The organism is Vogesella oryzae (assembly GCF_902829295.1).
GTDB classification, from domain to species: domain Bacteria; phylum Pseudomonadota; class Gammaproteobacteria; order Burkholderiales; family Chromobacteriaceae; genus Vogesella; species Vogesella oryzae.
Genome location: NZ_CADEPL010000012.1, coordinates 1 through 20,714, shown reverse-complemented (window position 1 = coordinate 20,714; position 20,714 = coordinate 1). Strand labels below are relative to the sequence as shown.

Genomic DNA, 20,714 nt, shown 5'->3' with positions numbered 1-20,714 from the left:
GGGCTTCGTGGCAATAATTTGGTTAAAGGGAACCATGAAACTCGTCATCCTCGACCGTGACGGCGTGATCAACGAAGATCGCGACGATTTCGTCAAGAACACCATGGAGTGGCAACCGCTGCCGCGCAGCTGCGACGCCATTGCCAACCTCACCCAGGCCGGCTGGCATGTGGTGGTGGCCACCAACCAGTCCGGCATCGGCCGCGGCCTGTTCGACATGCATTCGCTCAACAGCATGCACGAGAAGATGCACCGGCTGGTCAACCAGGCTGGCGGCCGAATCGACGCGGTGGTGTTCTGTCCGCATGTGGCCGACGACAACTGCCGTTGCCGCAAGCCGGAACCGGGCATGGTGGAAGAGATCATGGAGCGCTTCAATGTCCGCGGCGAAGGCCTGCCGTTGATCGGTGACAGCCTGCGCGACCTGCAGGCGGTGGCCGCGGTAGGCGGCCAACCTATCCTGGTGCGCAGCGGCAAGGGTCTGCGCACGCTGGAGAAGGGCGGTCTGCCGGAAGGCACCCTGGTGTTCGACGACCTGTTCGATGCCGCCGACTACCTGATCAATCTCGAAGACTGAACCGCATGCTGCTCGTCCGTAACCTGCTGTACTGGCTGCTGGTCGCTGTGTCCACGCCGATCTTTTTCATCCTGCTGTTGCTGGCGGCGCCGCTGCCGCGCCGTACCCGCCACGTGTTCGGCGAAAGCTGGGCCAAGCTGCTGACCTGGGCGCTGTGGCACCTGGTCGGTCTGCGCTATCGCGTGATCGGCGCGGAAAACATCATCGCCGAGCCGGCCATCATCTGTGCCAAGCACCAGTCCGGCTGGGAGACGCTGGCGCTGCAGAAAATTTTCCCGTCGCAGATTTTCGTCGCCAAGCAAGAGTTGCTGTGGATTCCGTTCTTCGGTTGGGGGCTGGCGATCATGAACCCGATCACCATCAACCGCTCCGATCGCAGCCGCGCCAATAACCGCATGCTGGAGCAGGGGCTGAACCGCAAGAAGCACGGCTTCTGGATCAGCGTGTTTCCGGAAGGCACCCGCGTGCGTCCGGGCCTGCGTGGCAAGTACAAGCTGGGTGCAGCGCGCATGGCGCGCCAGCTGGACATGCCGCTGGTGCCGGTGGCGCACAATGCCGGCGAATTCTGGCCGCGCAATGCCTTTCTCAAGCATCCGGGCGAGATCACCGTGGTGATCGGCCCGGCGATCCGGCCGCAGGATTACCCCGGTCCCGAAGCCATGACCCGCGCCGCGGAAGAGTGGATCGAAGCGCGCCAGCGCGAGATCGGTGGCGTCGGCCCGTTTGCCCATCCCGATGAACGCAAGGCACGGCACGCTCACTCTCGCGCTGCCTGACGGCGCGGTAACGGTACGCCTGACGCGACGCCAGCGGCATAGCGTCGGCATCCGCGTCCAGCGCGGCGAGGTGGAAATCATCGCGCCGCCCGGCGTCAGCCACGCTTATTTGCAGGAAGTGCTGGCGAAGAAGCGCGACTGGATCGCCGGCCATCTGGCGCGTCACCGTGAGGCCGCGCAGCAACAGCAGGCCAGCCCCGACCTGGTGCTGTTCGCCGGCGAAAACCTGCAACTGCATTGCCATGCCGCCCAGCGCATCAGCGCGCGGGTGGAGGGCAGTGCACTGCATCTGGCCGGTCCGCAACTGGAGCTGCCGGCACGGCGCCAGGCGGCGCTGGTGTCCTGGCTACAGCGCGAGGCCAAACGCCGTTTCGCCGAGCGGCTGCAAATCTGGTTGCCGCGCGCCGCCAAACCGTTAAGCGGCTGGGCGCTGTCCGGCGCCCGCAGCCGCTGGGGCAGCTGTTCCGGTCGCGGCGTGGTGCGGCTGAACTGGCGGCTGGTGCAGGCGCCACCGGCGATTCTCGATTACGTGATCGCGCACGAACTGGCACACCTGCTGCACATGAATCACTCCAAGGCCTTCTGGGCCGAGGTGGAGCGCTTGTACCCGGGCTGGCAGGCTGCGCGACAGTGGTTAAAGCAGCACGGTGACAATCTGTTCCGCCACGGCTGAACACTGTGTTTGCCGCCTGTAGCCTTGCCTGGCAAGCATTTGCCCGCATCTGTCCGATCTGAAAACCTGCCGCCGCGTGCGGCCAACCTTTTGCGGAGATTTCCATGCGCCTGCTGCATACCATGATTCGCGTCGGCAACCTTGAGCGTTCGCTGGCGTTCTACACCGAAGTACTGGGCATGACCCTGCTGCGCAAGCACGACTATCCGGACGGCCGCTTCACGCTGGCCTTTGTCGGTTATGGCGACGAGGACAGCAACAGCGTGATCGAGCTGACCCACAACTGGGATACCGACAGCTACGAGCTGGGCAATGCCTTCGGCCACCTGGCCGTCGAGGTGGACGATGCCTACGCCGCCTGTGATGCGGTGCGCGCCAAGGGCGGCAAGGTGGTACGCGAGGCCGGCCCGATGAAGCATGGCACCACGGTGATTGCCTTCGTCGAGGACCCGGACGGCTACAAGATCGAGTTCATCCAGCACGGCACGCGCTAAGCCGTTTCCGGCTGCATCCCGACAGGCCCCGGCAATGCCGGGGCTTTTTGCTGGTCGCTACATTTTGTTACCTGACGGGAATTTTCTGCCACAGTCGTTATCGGACAAGCACACATCGCCGCCGTGTATGCCAACGTGCACTATGTCATCATCGGGCGGCATGGCTGCGGCGACGGCCTGCCGTTGCCGCCATCACCGGGAGAATCCATGACACGACTGTCAAGCTGTATTGCCTTGCTGCTGCTGCCGTCACTGGCGCAGGCCGCCTCGCTGGATGGCACCAGCCTCAGCCTGGCCTGGGGCCTGCCGTTTGCCGGCATCCTGCTGTCCATTGCCTTGTTTCCGATCTTTGCTCCCGGCTTCTGGCACCATCACTTCGGCAAGATCACCGCGCTGTGGACCGCGCTGTTCCTGCTGCCGTTCGCCGTCAGCTTTGGTGCCGGCACCATGGCGGCGCTGGTGGTGCATGCCTTGCTGGCCGAGTTCATTCCGTTCGTTGTGCTGCTGTTCGCGCTGTATACCGTGTCCGGCGGCATTCTGGTGTGGGGCAGCCTGCACGGCTCGCCGGCGCTGAATACCGGCCTGCTGGCACTGGGGACCTTGCTGGCCTCCATCATGGGGACCACCGGCGCCGCCATGCTGCTGATCCGGCCGCTGATCAAGGCCAACGACAACCGGCCGCACAATGTGCATGTGCTGGTGTTCTTCATCTTCCTGGTCGCCAACATCGGCGGCGGGCTGACGCCGCTGGGCGATCCGCCGTTGTTCCTCGGTTTCCTGAACGGGGTGGACTTCTTCTGGACGCTGCAGCGCATGGCGTTGCCGGTAGCGCTGCTGGTGGCGGTACTGCTGGCGGGGTTCTATGCGCTGGACAGCTATTTCTACCGCAAGGAGGGCGTGCTGCCGCATGACCGTACGCCGGATGCGGCGGTGAAGCTGTACGGCTTGCGCAATGTGCCGCTGCTGCTGGCCATCATCGCCGCGGTGCTGTTGTCCGGTTTCTGGCAGCCGGGTATCCGTTTCGACATCATGGGCACGCCGCTGGCGCTGCAGAACCTGCTGCGCGACTTGCTGCTGCTGGCGATTGCCGCGATCTCGCTGTGGATCACGCCGCGCCAGGTGCGCGCCGGTAACGAATTCAACTGGGCGCCGATGCTGGAAGTCGGCAAGCTGTTTGCCGGCATCTTCATCACCATTGCGCCGGTCATCGCCATCCTGCAGGCCGGTCAGCATGGCCAGCTGGCGCCGCTGGTGCAGCTGGTGACCGGCAGCGATGGCGCGCCGCGCAATGGCATGTACTTCTGGATGACCGGCCTGTTGTCGGCATTCCTCGATAATGCGCCGACCTATCTGGTGTTCTTCAACCTGGCCTCCGGCGACGCGGTGCAGCTGATGGGCGCGCAGGCGCAGACGTTGCTGGCGGTGTCGATGGGGGCGGTGTTCATGGGGGCATTGAGCTATATCGGCAACGCGCCCAACTTCATGGTGAAAGCCATTGCCGAGCAACGCGGCATCGTCATGCCCGGCTTTTTCGGCTACCTGCTGTGGTCGGGCTGCATCCTGCTGCCGCTGTTCCTGCTGCTGGGCTGGCTGCTGTTCTAACGATGGGGTTGGCCGCATGCGGCCAACCTTGCTGCTTTGCGGTATCCTTGCCGCTTTCCCGATTTCTGCGCGCTAGCATCATGCATATCCACATTCTCGGTATCTGCGGCACCTTCATGGGGGGCATCGCCGCCATCGCCAAAGCCGCTGGCCACAAGGTCACCGGTTGCGACGCCAACGTTTACCCGCCGATGAGCACCCAGCTGGAAGCTATGGGCATCGAGCTGCTGCAGGGCTTTGGTGCCGAGCAGGCCGACATCGGCGCCGACGTGTTCGTGATCGGCAACGTGGTGACCCGCGGCAAGCCGCTGATGGAAGAGATCATGAATCGCGGCCTGCCGTACATCTCCGGCCCGCAGTGGCTGGCCGAGAACGTGCTGCACGACAAATGGGTGCTGGCGGTGGCCGGTACCCACGGCAAGACCACCACCACCTCGATGCTGGCGTGGATCCTGCAGGATGCCGGCCTGGAGCCGGGCTTCCTGATCGGCGGCATCCCGGAAAACTTCGGCATCTCCGCGCGGCTGCCGGGCACCCCGCGCCAGGATGCGGCCAGTACCAGCCCGTTCTTCGTGATCGAGGCCGACGAGTACGACACCGCCTTCTTCGACAAGCGCAGCAAGTTCGTGCATTACCACCCGCGCACCGCGGTGTTGAACAACCTGGAATTCGACCACGCCGACATCTTTGCCGATCTGGCGGCCATCGAAACCCAGTTCCACCATCTGGTGCGCACCGTGCCCGGCAACGGCCTGGTGGTCAGCAACGGCCGCGAGCAGAGCCTGGCTCGGGTGCTGCAGCGTGGTTGCTGGACGCCGGTGGAGCAGTTCGGCAGCGATGCCGGCTGGCAGGCCGGTGTCGCCGCAGCCGACGGCAGCTTCGACGTGCTGTTGAACGGCGAGACACTGGGCCGCGTGCAGTGGGAGGTGCCGGGCGAGCACAACCGGCTGAATGCGGTGGCGGCGATTGCCGCCGCGCGCCATGTCGGCGTCACGCCGGCGGTGGCCATCGACGCGCTGTCGCGCTTCAAGAGCGTGAAGCGGCGCATGGAAGTGAAGGGCAGCGTGCGCGGCGTGACCGTGTACGACGACTTCGCCCATCACCCGACCGCCATTACCACCACCATCGCCGGCCTGCGCCACAAGGTTGGCCGCGGCCAACGTATCCTGGCGGTACTGGAGCCGCGCTCCAACACCATGAAGCTGGGCACCATGAAGGCGGCGCTGCCGGCATCGCTGGCCGATGGCGACGTGGTGTTCTGCTACGGTGCGGCCAACCTCGGCTGGAGCGTGGCAGAAGCGCTGGCACCGTTGGGTGCCAAGGCACAGTGCTTCGACGATATCGACGCGCTGGTGGCCGCCATCATCGCCGAGGCGCGCGATGGCGACCAGGTACTGGTGATGAGTAACGGCGGCTTCGGCGGTATCCACGGCAAGCTGTTGGCCGCGCTGGCGCAATAAGCGCCGCAGCGCAACGACAAGGCCCGGCATCGCCGGGCCTTGTGCTTTGGGGCGGTTACCGGTTGTTAGCTGGTGCCGCGCGCGCTTTCCACCCGGTTGCGGCCGCTGCGCTTGGCGCGGTACATGGCGTGGTCGGCTTCCTTCAGCAGGCCGGATAGCAGGTCGCCGCTCAACTGGCGCTCGGCCACGCCGGCGGAGAAGGTCACCAGCAGCAGATGCTCGTCCACCTGCAACGGTTGTGCGGCCAACTGATCGCGCAGCTGATCCAGCAAGGCATGCGCTTCCAGCTGGGTGAAGCCGGGCAGGGCGATGGCAAATTCTTCGCCGCCGAGACGGCCGAACAGCGCCACCTCCGGCAGCAGCTCGGTAATGCGGCTGGCGCTCTGGCGCAGCACGCTGTCGCCGACCGCGTGGCCGTAGTGGTCGTTGATGGACTTGAAACGGTCGACATCCAGTACCGCCACCGCGAACGGCTGCTGCTCGCGCCGCGCCTGCTCCAGCGCCTTGCCGGCATTGCTGAGGAAGTGGCGGCGGTTGGCGATGCCGGTCAGATCGTCGCGGGTGGCACGCTGGTACAGCTCGTGCTGGGTGGATTGCAGCTGCGCAAGGGTGCGCTCGGTGGTCTGTTTTTCCTGCTCCAGCCGCTGCGCGTGTAGCAGCCGCTCGGTGATGTCGACAAAGCTCAGCACGATGGCGCGCCGCTCGCGGAACAGCAGCGGCCGCATCGATAGCACCGTCCACAGCCGCTCGCCGTTGCGGGTGACCAGTTCCACCTCGCGTTCGCTGACCAGTTGCTGCTCTTTCAGCTGCGTCTGCAGCAGGGTGTACTGTGCCGGGTCGGCGAACAGTTGCTCCGGCAGCTGGCGGAACAGCGCCTGGCGGTTGAAGCCCAGCATGCGTAGTGCGGCCTCGTTGGCGGTGAGCAGGGTCTGCTGCTCGGCATCCAGCATCAGCACCCCCACCTGCACGGTGTCGATCAGCGTCTGCTGGTCGCGCTGCTCGTCCACCAGCACTTGCAGCCGCTCGCGCAGGCTGTTGTTGGTCAGCGTCAGCAGGTAGGTGGCCTGGGTGACTTCGCGGTTATGGCGCATGGCGCGGCCAAGCTTGCGGTTGACGCGCACGATCAGCAGCAACAGCAGCAGGCTGAGCAGCGCGGCGCCGGTGACCAGGAACAGTGCAAACAGCATGAACGGGCGCAGGTCGTCGCGCGGGTTGAATTGCACCGCCAACTGCAACGGAACCGTGCTCAGCGTGCTGCTGCTGCTGTGGGTGCGCAGCAGGCTGCTGCCGTTGTCGTTACTGTCGTGTCTGGCCGCCAGCTGGTTACCCTGGGCATCCAGCAGCGCGAAGTGCGGGCGCGGTAGCAGCAGTTCCGGGTCCAGCAGCGCGGTCAGGGAGACAAAGCCGGTAATCACGCGCTCGCAGGGCTGGCTGTCGTCCTCGCATACCGCCATGCTGACTTGCAGCCGGTCCGGCGTATCCGCGGTACTGGCAGGCAGCAGCAGCATCTTGCCGTGTACCGGGTGCTGCGCCAGCAGCTGCTGCATATTGTCGCGGGCGCGTACCGGCAGGGCTTGCTGCGGGCCCTGCAACTGGCTGAGCTGCTCGTGTTCCAGCAGCCACAGTTGGCCGTTTTCCAGCGGGTACAGGCTGGCGGCCTGTTGTGCCAGTCCGGGGGAAACCTGGCCGAACAGCTGCATCTCGCGCTGCAGCGCCTCCAGCCGGGCATCCACCGCGCGGCTGGCCTGCTGCAGCCAGGCTTGCTGGCGCAGCTCGACGCGCTGGCTCAGGTTGCCGGCGCGGTCATACAGGATCTCGGCCACCAGCCACCACAGCAGGAGCAGAAACAGTGCGGCGACGATGCTGTCCATCCAGCGCAGGCGGGACTCGTGGCGATCCAGTGGCGAGTTCGGGGTGTTGGTCATCGGCGTTTGCCTACCTGCTGGCGATGGCCGCGGAACACCCAGCGCTCCCAGTTCTGCTGCACCGCTTCGGGCAGGGCGCCGCGCCAGTCGGCGCGCAGCAGCCAGCCGCTAGCCTGCTGTTCGCAGTGGCGGATGGTCACCGGCAGGTGCAGGGTGAGAGCGGAATCCAGTCCGGTCTGCAGGCTAAGCAGCCACTGGCTGGCTTCCGCCAGCGGGCGGTCCTGCTGCCAGGCAATGCTGTCCAGCCCGATGCGGCACAGGCACGGCTGGCCGGCCAGCGGCGCGCGGGCACGCAATGCCAGCTCCAGCGACAGATCGAGCTTGGCTTCCAGCCGCTGCAGCTGGACGGAGCCTTCCCCGCTGTCGGACGGCGCCGCCAGGATGGCCAGCGCCAGCCGGGTTTCCAGCAGCGCGCGGGCGGTTTCCAGCGTATCGGCCTGGCGGATAGCCAGTGGCAGCTGGGCGTCGAAGCTGGCGGTATCGAGCTGGGGCAGGTTCACGGGTTGGCCGCTTACAGGAACAGGTTGCGAATGGCGTCCAGGCCGCTGACATTGATGCGGTAGGCAGCCTGGGCACGCACCACCGGCTTGGCGTGGGCGGCCACACCGACACCGGCTTCGGCCAGCATCGCGAGATCGTTGGCGCCGTCGCCGACGGCAATTACCTGTTCCGGGCGCAGGCCCAGTTCCTCGCGCTTGGCGATCAGCAGCCGGCGCTTGGCTTCGCCGTCGACGATGTCGCCCAGCACGCGGCCGGTAAGCTTGCCGTCCACGATTTCCAGCTGGTTGGCATAGGTATAGTCAAGACCCAGCTCGGTTTTCAGGCGTTCGGTAAAGTAGGTGAAGCCGCCGGACACCAGCATGAACTTCACGCCGTGCTCGCGGCAGGCGGTGAGCAGGGTTTGCGCGCCCGGCATCAGCTGCAGGCGTTGTTCGTACACCTGCGCCAGCGCGGTCTCCGGCAGGCCGGCCAGCAGCGCCACCCGCTCGCGCAGCGACTGGCTGAAATCCAGCTCGCCGCGCATCGAGCGCTCGGTGATGGCCGCCACCTGCGGCTTCAGCCCCTGCATGTCGGCGATCTCGTCGATGCACTCGATGGTGATCAGCGTGGAGTCCATGTCGGACACCAGCAGGCCGAAATCGGCGAAGCGGCGCTCGCCAGCGACAAAGTTGGCATCCACGCCCAGCGCCTCGGCGCGCTCCAGTACCACTTCGCGCCGGGCCGGATTGCAGCCGGTCACGCGGGCAACGCCGTGCTGTATGGCCGGTACGTTGGCCGCGCCGGCCAGAATGGCCAGTTCGGTAACGCGGGTGACATCGAGACGGGGGGCTTGCAGGACGAGAGTGTGGCTGGCGCTCATGGACAATCAATTGGGTTGGAAAGATTGGCGTCGATTATGCCACGCGTTGCGCAGCGCCGGCGTTCCTCATCCAAACCGTTGTTTGACTAGCTGATCCAGTGCCAGTCGCCCCGGGCCGGTCGCCAGCAGCAGCGCCAGCATCAGCCCCCACACCAGGTGGAATTCCAGCGCCGTGCCGGCCAGCACGTGCCAGTAGCTGATGACCGCCATCAGGTTGAGCACAGTCAGCCCCAGCGCGGCAAAGCGGCCGCACAGCCCGGCGAGCAGCAAGGGCGGCAGCAGCAGCTCGCCGCCGCTGCCCAGCACCGCCGCCAGTTCCGGTGGCAACAGCGGCACGTGGTATTCCTCGCGGAACAGCAACAGGGTGGTGTCCCAGTCCGCCAGCTTGGTCAGCCCGGACTTGAAGAACACATTGGCCAGATACAGCCGCATGGCCAGCAGCGCCAGCGGCTGCAGGTAGCGCTCCAGTTGGGCACCGGCACGTTGGCCGCAATGCAGCAAGGTGGTGATCATGATGCTTCCTCCACGGTAGCAAGGGCGCCGCAGCGCAGTAACAGCAGCAGCGTGGCCTGCAGGTCGAAGCCGCTATCCAGCGCCAGCGCCGCGGTAGTGGCCTGCTCCAGCGTGCTGCCCTGATACAGCGCGTGGCAGAATGCCGCCGCCGCATACTCCAGCACGGTCAGCTGCATGTCGCCGACGCTGTCGCGGTACAGCAGCAGCGGTTGTGGCTGCTGCATGTCGACCGGCTGACGTGCACTGTCCGGCTGGTGCCAGGCATGGATGGCGGCCAGCGGCCAGTTCGACGCCAGCACGCAGGCCGCCGGCTGGAAGCCGAAGCGCAAGCGTCCCCAGCTGGCCGGATCGATGGCCGCCAGGTTGGCCGCAGCCAGCGGCGCGGCGTCCGCCGCGTAATAACCGCGATGCAGCGCCCACTCCAGCCGCGCCACATCCGGCAGGTAGGGCAGCCCGGCACAGGGCGCAAAGCCGGCGATGAAACCGGCCAGTTCGCCGCCATAGCGATGCAGGTTGCCGCTGCGCGACGGCGTGACGCGCACGAACTCGCGCGCCAGCGCGGTGAAAAACTCCTCGCCCAGCAGCTGGCGGCAAATCGGGTACAGCTGCGCCAGCCATTCCATCAGCCCAACGCGGTAGTTGTTGCGGTACACCGCCAGCCCGGCGGCAGGGAAGTCCGGGTCCGGCTGCCACTGCGGATCGCGGATGGCGTCCAGCAGCGCCTGCTGCCATTGGCCGGCGGCGGTCATGGCCGCAGCTCCTGCAGCATGGCTTCGGCGCTGGCGGCTTCGGCTTGCAGCGTATCCAGCGGCGGGATGTCGCTATCCCATTCGATCAGGGTTGGCCGCGGCCCGAAGCGCGCCAGTACCTGGCGGTACAGCGCCCACACTGCCGGGTACACCGGCTGGCTGTGGGTATCCACCAGCAGCGTGCTGCCGTCGTCGAACTGGCGCGTGCTGTAGCCGGCAAGGTGGATTTCGCCGATGGCGTCTGCCGGCAGCGCGGCGAGGAAGGCCGCCACATCCACGCTCAGATTCTGTTGATTGACGTACAGGTTGTTCACATCCAGCAGGATGCCGCAGCCGGTGCGCGCCACCAGCTCGGCCAGGAACTCGGCCTCGCTCATGTCGTTGTGCGGGTAGTGCAGGTAGGCGGACAGGTTTTCCAGCAGCAGCGGGCGGCCGATGGCGTCCTGGATTTCGGCCACGTTGGCCGCAACCTGCAGCAGCGTGGCCTGGGTATAGGGAAGCGGCAGCAAGTCGTTGGCAAAGTGGCCACCGGCATCGTGGTTGCCGGCCAGATGCTCGGACACCGCCGCCACCGGTACTGCATCCAGCAGACGGCGCAACGCCGCCAGATGGCTGCGCTGCGGCCGTGCCGCCGAGCCCGGCCCCAGTCCGACGCCATGCAGCGAGAGCGGGTAGTGTGCGGCCAGGGTCTGCAGCATCGCCAGCGGCTGGCCGCCATCGAAGAAGTTCTCGCTGTGCAGTTCGATCCAGCCCAGCGGCGGGGTGTGTTGCAGTACCTGGCGGTAGTGCGGATGGCGCAGGCCGATGCCGGCGCAGGCGGGGAGGGAAGTCAGCATGACAACAGTCCGGCAGAGAGGGCCGGTGGCCGGCTGGCCACCGGTACGGCAGGCAGGATTACTTCTTCATCGGTTCCAGCATGCCGCCCATCTGGCTGCAGCTGCCCTTGGCGACATATTTCCAGTCCATCGGGTCTTTATCGACCTTGGACTGGCCGGCGCAGCTGTGGCCGGCGGCGGCGCAGTCGTTCTTGCCGGCCATGGCCACGCCATAGCATTTCTCTTTTTCGGCGGCCATGGCCGGCGCGGCAACGGTCATGGCAACGACGGCGGTGAGGGCGGAAGCGATCAGGGTTTGGCTGGTGAAGGACATGATGAATCTCCGGTAAGGGTTGGGTTGGCAAACGCGCAATGTTTCGCGTTCGGGGCTTTAGTCGCCGCTGCTGGCCGGAGATTACAGCACGGCACAAAATTTTTTTTGCAGCGCTGCCAAGGCACGGCGGCTGCGGCCAACGTTACCGCCGGCTGGGCGGCAAACGACAAGGCCGCCCTGCGGGCGGCCTTGCGTCTGGCGGGTAAATACCTCAGCGGATGTTAACCACCTTGTGCGTCTGCACCGACAGCCGCCACGCCGGATGCGCCATGCACCAGGCAATCGCCTCGCGGGTGTTCTGCCGTTGCAGCGGGCTGTCCATCGGCTGCAGATAGAGGTGCTCGAATTGCAGATCGGATGGCAACTCGGACGGCAGCAGCGTGGGCTGCGGGAACACCAGCTTCAGCTCGTTGCCGCTGCGCTGTACCCAGTCGGCACCGGCCTTGGGGCTGACGCAGATCCAGTCGATGCCGGCCGGGGCCGGCAGGCTGCCGTTGGTTTCCACCGCCACTTCGAAACCGACGGCGTGCATGGCGTCCACCAGCGCGCTATCCAGCTGCAGCAGCGGCTCGCCGCCGGTGAACACCACATAGGGTTGGCCGCCGTCGCCCTGCCATTCGGCGGCGATGCGCGCGGCCAGCTCGGCGGCAGTGGGGAACTTGCCGCCATCGTCGCCGGTGCCGACAAAATCGGTATCGCAGAACTGGCAGATCGCCTTGCTGCGGTCTTCCTCGCGGCCGGACCACAGGTTGCAGCCGGAGAAGCGGCAGAACACCGCCGCGCGGCCGGCCTGGCGGCCTTCGCCCTGCAGGGTGTAGAAAATCTCTTTCACGGTATACATGGCGCGCTCCTTACTGGCCGAACAGCAGCGGCCAGCGCATGTCGCCATGCCAGCTCAGCGACACGCCGTGCTGCGGCGTGCTCATCAGGTCGATGCGCGCCAGCTCCGGCACCCGGCTCTTGAGCTGGCCGTGAACCCACTCGGCCACGCTGGCGTTGTCGCTGCCCTGGATGTCCGGCAGCTTGTCCAGCGGGTTGTGGTCCAGCTGGCGGTAGATCGGCTTGAAGCGTTCTTTCACGTCGCCGAAGTCCAGCACCCAGCCCATTACCGTATCCAGCTTGCCTTGCAGCATCAGGCGGATCAGGTAGCTGTGGCCGGTGTACAGCCCTTCGTCGTTGAAAGGCACCGCGCTTTCGAAGTGCTGTTCCTTCCAGATGCGGAAGTTCTCGCCGTCGAACTGGCTGCCGGCGGTGTGCGTCTCGCGCACTTCCACCCAGGCCAGGCCGGCCAGCGCCGGTTGCAGCTGCTGGTACAGCCAGGCCGCCATCACCTCGCTGGTGGGGTTTTCCAGCCCGGGAATGTCGTTGAGGTAGCGGTGGTTCAGCCGCGCGAACAGCGGCGGCCAGGCCTTGAGCAGGATGTCGTTCACGCTGGCCTTGTCGGCCGCGGCGACGATGCGCACGCCAAAGCCGTGGCCGTGCAGGCGGCCGCACTTGTGGCCCGGCGGCACGTGCGGAAGCTGGTGTGCGGCCTCGAAGCGGGTGTCCAGGTAGACATAGCTGTGGCCATCCTCAGCCAGCAGCACGCCGCGATCCGGCGCGCTGGCCAGGTGCAGGTCCACCGGCAGGCTGCACTGCGCCGCCAGATGCTGCGCCAGCGACAGGTCGCAGCAGTTGCCCAGCTTGTGGTTCAGGTGGCTGTAGTTCAGCGCGGCGGCGGCGTGTTGCAGCTCGGTGGCCAGCGTCAGCTGGCCCGGCACCGCGTTGGCGCGCGCCAGCACGCGGAAGCTGTGGCCGTGCTCGCCGATGCCCGGCAGATTGCGTGCGGCTTCGAAGCCGGCGGCGGCCAGCTGGTTATGACTATTCATGCTCAGGCTCCCCGGGTACGCACGAGCAGCGGGTCGGCCACGCCGGCTTCGGCAAAGCCCTTGGCGCGCAGCTCGCACGAGGCGCAGTGGCCGCACGGCGGCACTTCACCGTTGTAGCAGGTATGGCTCCAGGCCATCGCCTCCATGGCGCCGACCTCTTGCGCCAGCTGCACGGTTTCGGCCTTGCTCATGAACATCAGCGGCGTGTGCAGGGTGACGCGGCTGTCCATGCCCAGCCGCAGAGCCAGTTCCAGCGCTTTCAGCGTGTTTTCGCGGCAGTCGGGGTAGCCGGAGTAGTCGGTCTGCGCCACGCCGGTGACCACGTGCTCGATGCCGCGGGTGTAGGCAAAGGCGGCGGCAAAGCTGAGGAACACCAGGTTGCGCCCCGGCACGAAGGTGTTGGGCAGCGCGCTGTCGTCATCGGCGCGGGCGCCGCTTTCCGGGGTGATGCTGTCGTCGGTCAGCGCATTGCCGCCGATGGCGGCGAAGGTGTCGATCGGCAGTACGGTCTGGCGCACGCCGGCCAGCTCGGCCACCTTGCGCGCTGCGTCCAGCTCGATGCGGTGGCGCTGGCCGTAATCGAAAGTCACGGCCTCGACGTTGGCCGCGCCGAATTCGCGCAGCGCCCAGTACAGGCAGGTAGTGGAGTCCTGGCCGCCGGAGAGGACGACCAGGGCTTTACGGGTGTTGTTTGGCATGATTCCGTCGAATAACAGTCGAGTGGAAAGGGTTGGCGCTCGGGATCGGTCTCACCCGGCGCGGCGAACCGGACATTTTAGCGCACTATCGCCTTGAGTTGACTGGCTTTTTTCATGGCGGCGCGTGTCTACCAGCCGGCCAGGCAGTTCAGCGCCGCCGGTTCGATGTCGAAACGCACCGGGGTGGCGCCGTACAGCTCGCCATCCAGCTCCAGCGGACAGTGGGCGGCGTCGCCGTTCACCGTCAGCTGCTTGCCGCGCAGATAACGGATGCGCGCATCGACCAGCCGCCGCGCGCGGCGCAGTTGCGGCAGCAGGCGCAGGAAATCCAGGCTGCCGGCATTGGCGATCAGCACCACGTCCAGCAGGCCGTCGTCGCAACGCGCCTCGGGCGCAATGCCGAGGCCGCTGCCGAAGTAGCGGCCGTTGGCCGCGGATACGCAGGTGAATTCGCCGTCGATCTGCTCGCCATCCAGCGTCAGCTGCATCGGCTGCGGCTGCCAGGCCAGCAGCGCGCGGCTGACCGCGCTGTAGAACGCCACGCTGGCCGGCAGGCGCGGGCTCATGCGCTTCACCCGTCGTACGATGTCGCTGCTGATGCCGATGGAACCGATGTTGTTGCACCAGCGCACGCTGCCGTCGGCCAGCGTGACGCGGATCAGGTCCAGCGCGCGGATGCGGCCGGTGGCGATCAGCGCCACCAGGTGCGGCAGGCTGTCGCCGGTGGCCAGGCTGCGGGCGAAGTCGTTGCCGGTGCCGGTGGGCAGCACTCCCAGCACCACGTTGCGGCGCAAGGCCGGCGGTGCGCTCATCAGGCCGTTGACCACCTCGTGTACGGTGCCGTCGCCGCCAACGGCGATCACCCAGCGCGCACCGCTCAGCGCCGCCTCGCGCGCGAAGCGGGTGGCGCTGTCGGCCGAGCTGGTCAGCAGGATGTCGATGTCGAAACTGGCGCGCAGCGGCGCCAGCTGGGTTTCGGCCAGCCCCTGCGGGTTGTGGCGGCCGTGGACGATGAACACGATGCGGGGGAGCGGAGTCATGGCGGGCAAGCGCAAAGAAGATGGTTCATTATCGGCCGGATGACGGCGGCGGCAATACTGTCCGCACGGCGCGCGCTTGCGGCCAACCTTGTCGCCTCGGTTACAATGCCCGGTCATCATCTTTTGCCGTGCCGCAGCATGCTGATCCTCAATCAACGCCAGAAAGACCTGTTGGCCTGGGTAAACCGCGAGGGCTATGTGTCGGTGGACCGGCTGGCCGCGCAGTTCCAGGTCACCACCCAGACCATTCGCCGCGACATCACCCTGCTGGCGGAAAACCAGCTGCTGCAGCGCTATCACGGCGGCGCCAGCGTGCTGTCCAGCGTGGAAAACGTCGCCTACGACGCCCGCCAGGTGCTGATGGCGGAGGAAAAGCGCCGTATCGCCCGCGCGGTGGCGGCAGAGATTCCGGACAACGCCTCGCTGTTCATCAACCTCGGCACCACCACCGAGGAAGTGGCCAGGGCGCTGAGCCAGCATCGCGGCCTGCGGGTGATCACCAACAACTTCCACATCGCCAACCTGATGTGCGACTTTCCGGATTGCGAAGTGCTGGTCGCCGGCGGCAGCCTGCGCAAGCGCGACCGCGGCCTGACCGGCGAGGCCACGGTGCAGTTCATCCGCCAGTTCAAGGTCGACTACGGCATCATCGGCATCTCCAGCATCGAGCACGACGGCACGCTGCGCGACTACGATTACCGCGAGGTGCTGACCAGCCAGGCCATCCTGCAGCAATCGCGCCAGGTATGGCTGGTGGCGGACCACTCCAAGTTCGACCGGCCGGCGATGGTAGAGCTGGGGCATCTGTCGCAGGTGGATGCGCTGTTTACCGACCGCGCCGTCAGCAGCGAGCTGCAAGAGGTGCTGGCCAAGGCCAACACCCGGCTGGTGGTGGCGGATTGAACGCGGCTGCCGCGTGATGGACGACTGCCAGCGCCTGTTGACCACGGTACGCGGCTGCCGGCTGTGTGCGGCCAACCTTCCCTTGGGGCCACGGCCCTTGCTGCAACTGGCGTCGGGGGCGGGCATCCTGATCGCCGGCCAGGCGCCGGGGCGCAAGGCGCATGAAAGCGGCGTGCCGTTCGACGATGCCAGTGGCGAGCGGCTGCGACAGTGGCTGGGTGTGGATCGCACCTGTTTCTACGATGCAGAACGCATCGCCATTCTGCCGATGGGGCTGTGTTATCCCGGCAGCGGCAAGTCTGGCGACCTGCCGCCCCGCCCCGAGTGCGCACCGGTCTGGCGCAGCGCACTGCTGGCGCAATTACCGCAACTACATTTGACGCTGGTGTTGGGGCAGTACGCGCTGGGCTGGCATCTGCCGCGCTACCGCACGCTGACCGCCGCAGTTGCGGACTGGCAGGCGACCTTGCCCGCCGGCGTGTTGGCACTGCCGCATCCTAGCCCGCGCAACCAGCGCTGGCTGGCACAGCACCCATGGTTTGCCGCCGAGCCGCTGCCGGTGTTGCAGGCACGAGTGGCCCGCCTGTGTTCCGTACCATGATGAATGGTTTTGGCGTATCGTGGTTAGCTGACTACCATGACTTATGCCAACCAAGGGGCTTCCCCATGCTGTTACGTTCAGGCTGGCTAGTGTTGCTGGCTGCACCAGTACTGGCGACGCCTAGCGGCTATCGCTTTGTCACCGAGGAATTTCCGCCCTACACCTACGCCACCTCGCAAGCTGCCGGGCCGATGGTGGACGTGTTGAATGCACTCTGCGACCGGCTGGCGCTTTCTTGCCGCATCGATGTGCTGCCGTGGCGGCGGGCGCTGCAATTGGCGGAAGAAGGGCGGGCAGATGGCATCTTTACCGTGGTGGATATGCCGGCGCGGCGACAGTACTTTTATATCAGCCCGCCGGTAATCCGCGCCCGCTACGTTTTTGCCGAGCGGGCGGATACGCTGTCGCCGTGGCACTCGCTGGCGGATATTGCTGGCCGGACCATTGGCGTGTATGGCCCGTCGGCCAGCGAGCAGGCGCTGGCGGAGCTGGGGGCGGGCATGCGCTACCTGCTCAGCGAGGAAACCGACAATCTGGTGGCGCTGCGTAAGCTGGCGGGCGGCCGTTACGGAACTGACGGCCTGGTGCTGGTGAATGAAGGCGTGGCGCAATGGCTGATCCGTTATCAGGGCATTGAAGGGTTGCGTTTGCTGCCGGCGGTACGCGATCTGCAGTATTCCTTCGGCCTATCACGGCTGCGCTTTAATGCTGCTGACGCCGCACGTTTTGCGGCAGCGCTGCAGCAGATGTGCCGCCGCGGCGAGATGGCGCGGCTGGTGCGACGCTACGACCTGCAGCCGGCCGGCTGCCAGCCCTAACTGGCACGCAGCAGAGTCTTGCTGTCGGCGTTGCGGCTGGTGTGGTATGCGGCCAGCCAGGCCTCCACCACCGCGTCGGCGCCGGCCGGCAGGTGCAGGCGCAGCTTGCTGCGCCGCCACAGGATGTCTTCCGCCGTCGTTGCCCATTCCTTGTCGACCAGATAGCGCAGCTCGGCCTCGTACAGGCCGGGCTGGATTTCCGCGCCCAGCGCCGCCAGCGAGTCGGCGCTGCCCAGCAGCGCATACACGCTGCTGCCATAGGCGCGCGCCAGCCGTGCGGCCAACGTGGCCGGCAGCCACGGTTTGTCGCGCTGCAGCGCGGCGAGGAAGGCATCGAAATCGCCGGCCGGCAGATCGCCGCCGGGCAAGTGGCTGCCGGCGGTCCAGCTCGGCCGGGTGTTGCCCAGCAGCGGCGCCAGCTGGTCCACTACCTGCTCGGCCAGTTTGCGGTAGGTGGTGATCTTGCCGCCGAACACCGACAGCAGCGGCGCGCCGTCGCGGTCCAGCTCCAGCGCATAGTCGCGGGTGACGCCGCTGGCATCGCCGTGCTCGTCGTCCAGCAGCGGGCGCACGCCGGAGTAGCTGGCGACCACGTCGGCCGGGGTGATCTGGCGCTCGAAGTAGCGGTTGCTCATCGCGCACAGGTAGGCAACCTCATCGCCGTCGATCGCCACCTGGTTGGCATCGCCGTGGAAGTCGACATCGGTGGTGCCGATCAGGGTGAAGTCCTGCTCGTAGGGGATGGCGAAGATGATGCGCTTGTCCGGGTTCTGGAAGATGTAGGCAAACGGGTGCTCGAACAGCTTGTTCACGATGATGTGGCTGCCCTTCACCAGGCGGATGGCCTTGCGTGCCGGCGCGTGGATCACCCCGCCCAACAGCTGCTGTACCCACGGCCCGGCGGCATTCACCAGCGCGCGGGCGCGCACCTCACGTTGGCCGCAACCGTTCTGCAGCGTGCAGATCCAGTCATCGCCACTGCGGCGCGCGGCCACGCAGGCGGTGCGGGTGAAGATGCTGGCGCCGCGTTCGGCGGCATCCATGGCATTGAGTACCACCAGCCGTGCATCGTTGACCCAGCCGTCGGAGTAGACAAAGCCCTGGTGGTAGCGGCTTTTCAGCGCGGCGCCGGCCGGATGGCGGTCGAAGCGCACGCGCTGGCTGCCGGCCAGGCGCTTGCGGCGCGCCAGGTGGTCGTACAGGAACAGGCCGCAGCGGATCAGCCACGCCGGGCGCTGCTCGGCGTCGTGCGGCATCACGAAGCGCAGCGGCCACATGATGTGCGGCGCGGCGTCCAGCAGCACCTCGCGCTCCTGCAGCGCTTTTCGCACCAGACCGAACTCGTGGTACTCCAGATAGCGCAGGCCGCCGTGGATCAGCTTGGTGCTGGCGGACGAGGTGTGTGCGGCCAGGTCGTCCTTTTCGCACAGCAATACTTTCAGGCCGCGGCCGGCGGCGTCGCGGGCAATGCCGGCGCCGTTGATGCCGCCACCGATCACGAGCAGATCATAACTATCCACGAAGAGTCCTTTGCTGTCGGGCCGGCGGGTGCCGCCGTCGATAATCTGATGATAGAAGATAAGCAAAAACCAACCGTAAAACAACAAAAAACGAATATTAATGTTCGATTAATGTTGTGTTGCGGCAAAAAAACAGGGCGCACCAGGCGCCCCGCAAGGGAGAAAAAGCGGCGGTAAAAACGGCTTCAGGCGATGCCGTGGGCTACCGCGGCCAGCGAACCGCCGAGCAGCGAACCGAACACCGGCACCCAGGCATAGCGCCAGTCGCTGTCGCGCTTGCCGCGGATCGGCAGCAGCGCGTGCATGATGCGCGGCGCCAGATCGCGCGCCGGGCTCATGGCGTAGCCGGTGGTGCCGCCCAGCGACACGCCGATGCCCAGTACCAGCAGCGCTACCGGCAAGGCGTCCATCGCCCCCAGCGATACCTTGGGTGCCACCATACTGAGGATGGCGTACACCAGCACGAAGGTAGCCAGCACCTCGGACAGCAGGTTGGCCGGCAGGCTGCGGATCGCCGGGCCGGTGCAGAAGGTGGCCAGCTTGCTGTCGGCGCAGTCGGTGCTGTCGAAATGGTCGCGGTAGATCAGCCACACCAGCAGTGCGCCGGTCATGCCGCCGGCCATCTGCGCGGCGATGTAACCGGGCACGTCGCCCCAGGCGAACTTGCCGGCCACCGCCAGCGCCACGCTCACAGCCGGGTTGAGGTGGGCGCCGCTGATGGCGGCGACGCTGAACACGCCGACGAACACCGCCATCGCCCAGCCGAAGGCCACCACGATCAAGCCGCTGTTGTGGCCCTTGGTGCCTTTCAGCAGCACGTTGGCCACCACGCCGTTACCCAGCAGCACCAGCAAGGCGGTACCGATGAACTCTCCAAACAATGCATGCATATCTGTCTCCTGGCGCCCGCGCGGGTGTGCGGCCAACGTTGGCCGCAGGCAAAAGCCCGCCCTGCGCCGGCCGTGCGGACACGGCGGCGGGCGCGTTGATCGGGGGATGTCGGGATCAGGCCTGGTCGTTGGCCCAGCCGATGGCGGCACGGGTGGCGCGCTGCCAGCCGGCGACGTAGCGGTCGACCACCTCTTGCGGCAGCGCCGGCTCGAAGCGGGTATCGAGCTGCCACTGTCCCTGGATGTCGTCGGTGCTCTGCCAGTAGCCGACGGCGAGGCCGGCGAGGTAGGCGGCGCCCAGCGCGGTGGTCTCGGTGATCTTCGGCCGTGCCACCCGGGTGCGCAGGATGTCGCTCTGGAACTGCATCAGCACATTGTTGACGCAGGCGCCGCCGTCGACGCGCAGCTCGGCGATGGTGATGCCGGCATCGGCCTGCATCGCGCCCAGCACGTCCATGGTCTGGAAGGCGATGCTGTCCAGCGCGGCGCGGGCGATGTGCGCGGCGCCGGTGCCCTGCGTCATGCCGACCAGCGTACCGCGGGCATGGGCGTTCCAGTGCGGCGCGCCGAGGCCGGCAAAGGCCGGTACCAGGTACACGCCGTCGCTATCGGTCACCTGTGCGGCCAACGGGCCGACATCGCCGGATTGCTTGATGATGCCGAGGCCGTCGCGCAGCCATTTCACCACCGAGCCGCCGATGAAAATGCTGCCCTCCAGCGCGTACTGCACCTTGCCACCGACCTGCCAGGCAATGGTGGTCAGCAGCTGGTTGTGCGAGGCGATCGGCGTGTCACCGGTGTTCATCATCATGAAGCAGCCGGTGCCGTAGGTGTTCTTCACCATACCAGGCAGGGTGCACTGCTGGCCGAACAACGCTGCCTGCTGGTCGCCGGCCACGCCGGCGATCGGCACCGACACGCCCAGATGGGCAACGTGGGTGTGGCCGTAGATTTCGCTGGAGCTTTTCACTGCCGGCAGCATGCTGGCGGGAATGCCGAAGATGTCCAGCAGCGAGGCATCCCACTGCAGGGTATGGACTGGCTCTTATACACCTCTCCGAGCCCCCCAGACGGGCTCCCATATCGTATGCCGTCTTT

Annotated in this window: 23 protein-coding genes; 9 read left to right on the top strand and 14 right to left on the bottom strand. The window is 66.5% G+C overall.

Annotated elements, in window-relative coordinates:
• Positions 1 to 34 precede the first annotated feature (34 nt).
• The 6 genes from gmhB to mpl all read left to right on the top strand — a co-directional run bounded on the left by gmhB (position 35) and on the right by mpl (position 5,582).
• Positions 35 to 577, top strand: a complete 543-nt coding sequence (gene gmhB, locus HU218_RS04765; protein WP_174873797.1) for a D-glycero-beta-D-manno-heptose 1,7-bisphosphate 7-phosphatase — start codon at positions 35 to 37, stop codon at positions 575 to 577.
• 5 nt (positions 578 to 582) lie between these two features.
• Positions 583 to 1,353, top strand: coding sequence for a lysophospholipid acyltransferase family protein (locus HU218_RS04760; RefSeq protein WP_174873796.1), 771 nt, complete (start codon positions 583 to 585; stop codon positions 1,351 to 1,353).
• Positions 1,313 to 2,026, top strand: coding sequence for a M48 family metallopeptidase (locus HU218_RS04755; protein ID WP_174873795.1), 714 nt, complete (start codon positions 1,313 to 1,315; stop codon positions 2,024 to 2,026). The genes HU218_RS04760 and HU218_RS04755 overlap by 41 nt, the downstream gene beginning before the upstream one ends.
• 104 nt (positions 2,027 to 2,130) lie before the next feature.
• Positions 2,131 to 2,520: a lactoylglutathione lyase gene (gene gloA / locus HU218_RS04750; protein WP_174873794.1), complete on the top strand. Its 390-nt coding sequence runs from the start codon at positions 2,131 to 2,133 to the stop codon at positions 2,518 to 2,520.
• 207 nt (positions 2,521 to 2,727) lie between these two features.
• Positions 2,728 to 4,122 (top strand): sodium:proton antiporter, encoded by a 1,395-nt coding sequence (locus HU218_RS04745; protein WP_174873793.1) that lies wholly within the window; start codon positions 2,728 to 2,730, stop codon positions 4,120 to 4,122.
• A gap of 77 nt (positions 4,123 to 4,199) precedes the next feature.
• On the top strand, positions 4,200 to 5,582 hold the full coding sequence (gene mpl, locus HU218_RS04740) for a UDP-N-acetylmuramate:L-alanyl-gamma-D-glutamyl-meso-diaminopimelate ligase (protein ID WP_217450718.1): 1,383 nt from the start codon (positions 4,200 to 4,202) through the stop codon (positions 5,580 to 5,582).
• 65 nt (positions 5,583 to 5,647) lie between these two features.
• Here mpl and HU218_RS04735 read toward each other — a convergent pair whose 3' ends face one another.
• The 11 genes from HU218_RS04735 to HU218_RS04685 all read right to left on the bottom strand — a co-directional run bounded on the left by HU218_RS04735 (position 5,648) and on the right by HU218_RS04685 (position 14,884).
• The gene (locus tag HU218_RS04735; protein ID WP_174873791.1) at positions 5,648 to 7,507 is read right to left on the bottom strand and encodes a sensor domain-containing diguanylate cyclase; all 1,860 of its coding nucleotides are present in this window, start codon (positions 7,505 to 7,507) and stop codon (positions 5,648 to 5,650) included.
• Complete coding sequence (locus HU218_RS04730) at positions 7,504 to 8,007, bottom strand: PilZ domain-containing protein (protein ID WP_174873790.1); 504 nt, start codon at positions 8,005 to 8,007, stop codon at positions 7,504 to 7,506. The genes HU218_RS04735 and HU218_RS04730 overlap by 4 nt, the downstream gene beginning before the upstream one ends.
• Positions 8,008 to 8,018: 11 nt before the next feature.
• The gene (gene serB, locus HU218_RS04725; protein WP_174873789.1) at positions 8,019 to 8,867 is read right to left on the bottom strand and encodes a phosphoserine phosphatase SerB; all 849 of its coding nucleotides are present in this window, start codon (positions 8,865 to 8,867) and stop codon (positions 8,019 to 8,021) included.
• Positions 8,868 to 8,933: 66 nt separating this feature from the next.
• Entirely contained in the window at positions 8,934 to 9,380 is a 447-nt protein-coding gene (locus HU218_RS04720) for a DoxX family protein (RefSeq protein ID WP_174873788.1), read from the bottom strand.
• Positions 9,377 to 10,129, bottom strand: a complete 753-nt coding sequence (locus HU218_RS04715; protein ID WP_174873787.1) for an HvfC/BufC N-terminal domain-containing protein — start codon at positions 10,127 to 10,129, stop codon at positions 9,377 to 9,379. Before HU218_RS04715 ends, HU218_RS04720 begins: the two co-directional genes overlap by 4 nt.
• On the bottom strand, positions 10,126 to 10,965 hold the full coding sequence (gene bufB / locus HU218_RS04710; protein WP_174873786.1) for an MNIO family bufferin maturase: 840 nt from the start codon (positions 10,963 to 10,965) through the stop codon (positions 10,126 to 10,128). The genes HU218_RS04715 and bufB overlap by 4 nt, the downstream gene beginning before the upstream one ends.
• A 58-nt stretch (positions 10,966 to 11,023) precedes the next feature.
• Positions 11,024 to 11,278: a BufA1 family periplasmic bufferin-type metallophore gene (locus HU218_RS04705; RefSeq protein ID WP_174873785.1), complete on the bottom strand. Its 255-nt coding sequence runs from the start codon at positions 11,276 to 11,278 to the stop codon at positions 11,024 to 11,026.
• A gap of 211 nt (positions 11,279 to 11,489) precedes the next feature.
• Complete coding sequence (queE, locus tag HU218_RS04700; RefSeq protein WP_174873784.1) at positions 11,490 to 12,119, bottom strand: 7-carboxy-7-deazaguanine synthase; 630 nt, start codon at positions 12,117 to 12,119, stop codon at positions 11,490 to 11,492.
• Between the two features lie 10 nt (positions 12,120 to 12,129).
• Entirely contained in the window at positions 12,130 to 13,146 is a 1,017-nt protein-coding gene (locus HU218_RS17165) for a 6-pyruvoyl trahydropterin synthase family protein (protein ID WP_174873783.1), read from the bottom strand.
• Between the two features lie 2 nt (positions 13,147 to 13,148).
• Complete coding sequence (gene queC, locus HU218_RS04690) at positions 13,149 to 13,844, bottom strand: 7-cyano-7-deazaguanine synthase QueC (RefSeq protein WP_174873782.1); 696 nt, start codon at positions 13,842 to 13,844, stop codon at positions 13,149 to 13,151.
• A 128-nt stretch (positions 13,845 to 13,972) separates the two neighbouring features.
• The gene (locus HU218_RS04685) at positions 13,973 to 14,884 is read right to left on the bottom strand and encodes a diacylglycerol/lipid kinase family protein (RefSeq protein ID WP_174873781.1); all 912 of its coding nucleotides are present in this window, start codon (positions 14,882 to 14,884) and stop codon (positions 13,973 to 13,975) included.
• Positions 14,885 to 15,022: 138 nt separating this feature from the next.
• Here HU218_RS04685 and HU218_RS04680 point away from each other — a divergent pair, with 138 nt between their 5' ends.
• From HU218_RS04680 to HU218_RS04670, 3 genes are all read left to right on the top strand, one after another.
• Positions 15,023 to 15,787, top strand: a complete 765-nt coding sequence (locus HU218_RS04680) for a DeoR/GlpR family DNA-binding transcription regulator (protein ID WP_174873780.1) — start codon at positions 15,023 to 15,025, stop codon at positions 15,785 to 15,787.
• 16 nt (positions 15,788 to 15,803) lie between these two features.
• Positions 15,804 to 16,388, top strand: coding sequence for a uracil-DNA glycosylase family protein (locus HU218_RS04675; RefSeq protein ID WP_174873779.1), 585 nt, complete (start codon positions 15,804 to 15,806; stop codon positions 16,386 to 16,388).
• A gap of 65 nt (positions 16,389 to 16,453) precedes the next feature.
• Positions 16,454 to 17,206 (top strand): substrate-binding periplasmic protein, encoded by a 753-nt coding sequence (locus HU218_RS04670; RefSeq protein ID WP_174873778.1) that lies wholly within the window; start codon positions 16,454 to 16,456, stop codon positions 17,204 to 17,206.
• On the opposite strand, the gene glpD is transcribed toward HU218_RS04670, so the two are convergent.
• The 3 genes from glpD to HU218_RS04655 all read right to left on the bottom strand — a co-directional run bounded on the left by glpD (position 17,203) and on the right by HU218_RS04655 (position 20,646).
• Positions 17,203 to 18,726, bottom strand: coding sequence for a glycerol-3-phosphate dehydrogenase (glpD, locus tag HU218_RS04665; protein ID WP_174873777.1), 1,524 nt, complete (start codon positions 18,724 to 18,726; stop codon positions 17,203 to 17,205). The two genes, HU218_RS04670 and glpD, sit on opposite strands and share 4 nt — an antisense overlap.
• Positions 18,727 to 18,911: 185 nt before the next feature.
• Positions 18,912 to 19,616: an MIP/aquaporin family protein gene (locus tag HU218_RS04660; RefSeq protein ID WP_174873776.1), complete on the bottom strand. Its 705-nt coding sequence runs from the start codon at positions 19,614 to 19,616 to the stop codon at positions 18,912 to 18,914.
• Positions 19,617 to 19,731: 115 nt separating this feature from the next.
• The gene (locus HU218_RS04655) at positions 19,732 to 20,646 is read right to left on the bottom strand and encodes an FGGY family carbohydrate kinase (protein ID WP_281357119.1); all 915 of its coding nucleotides are present in this window, start codon (positions 20,644 to 20,646) and stop codon (positions 19,732 to 19,734) included.
• Positions 20,647 to 20,714 lie beyond the last annotated feature (68 nt).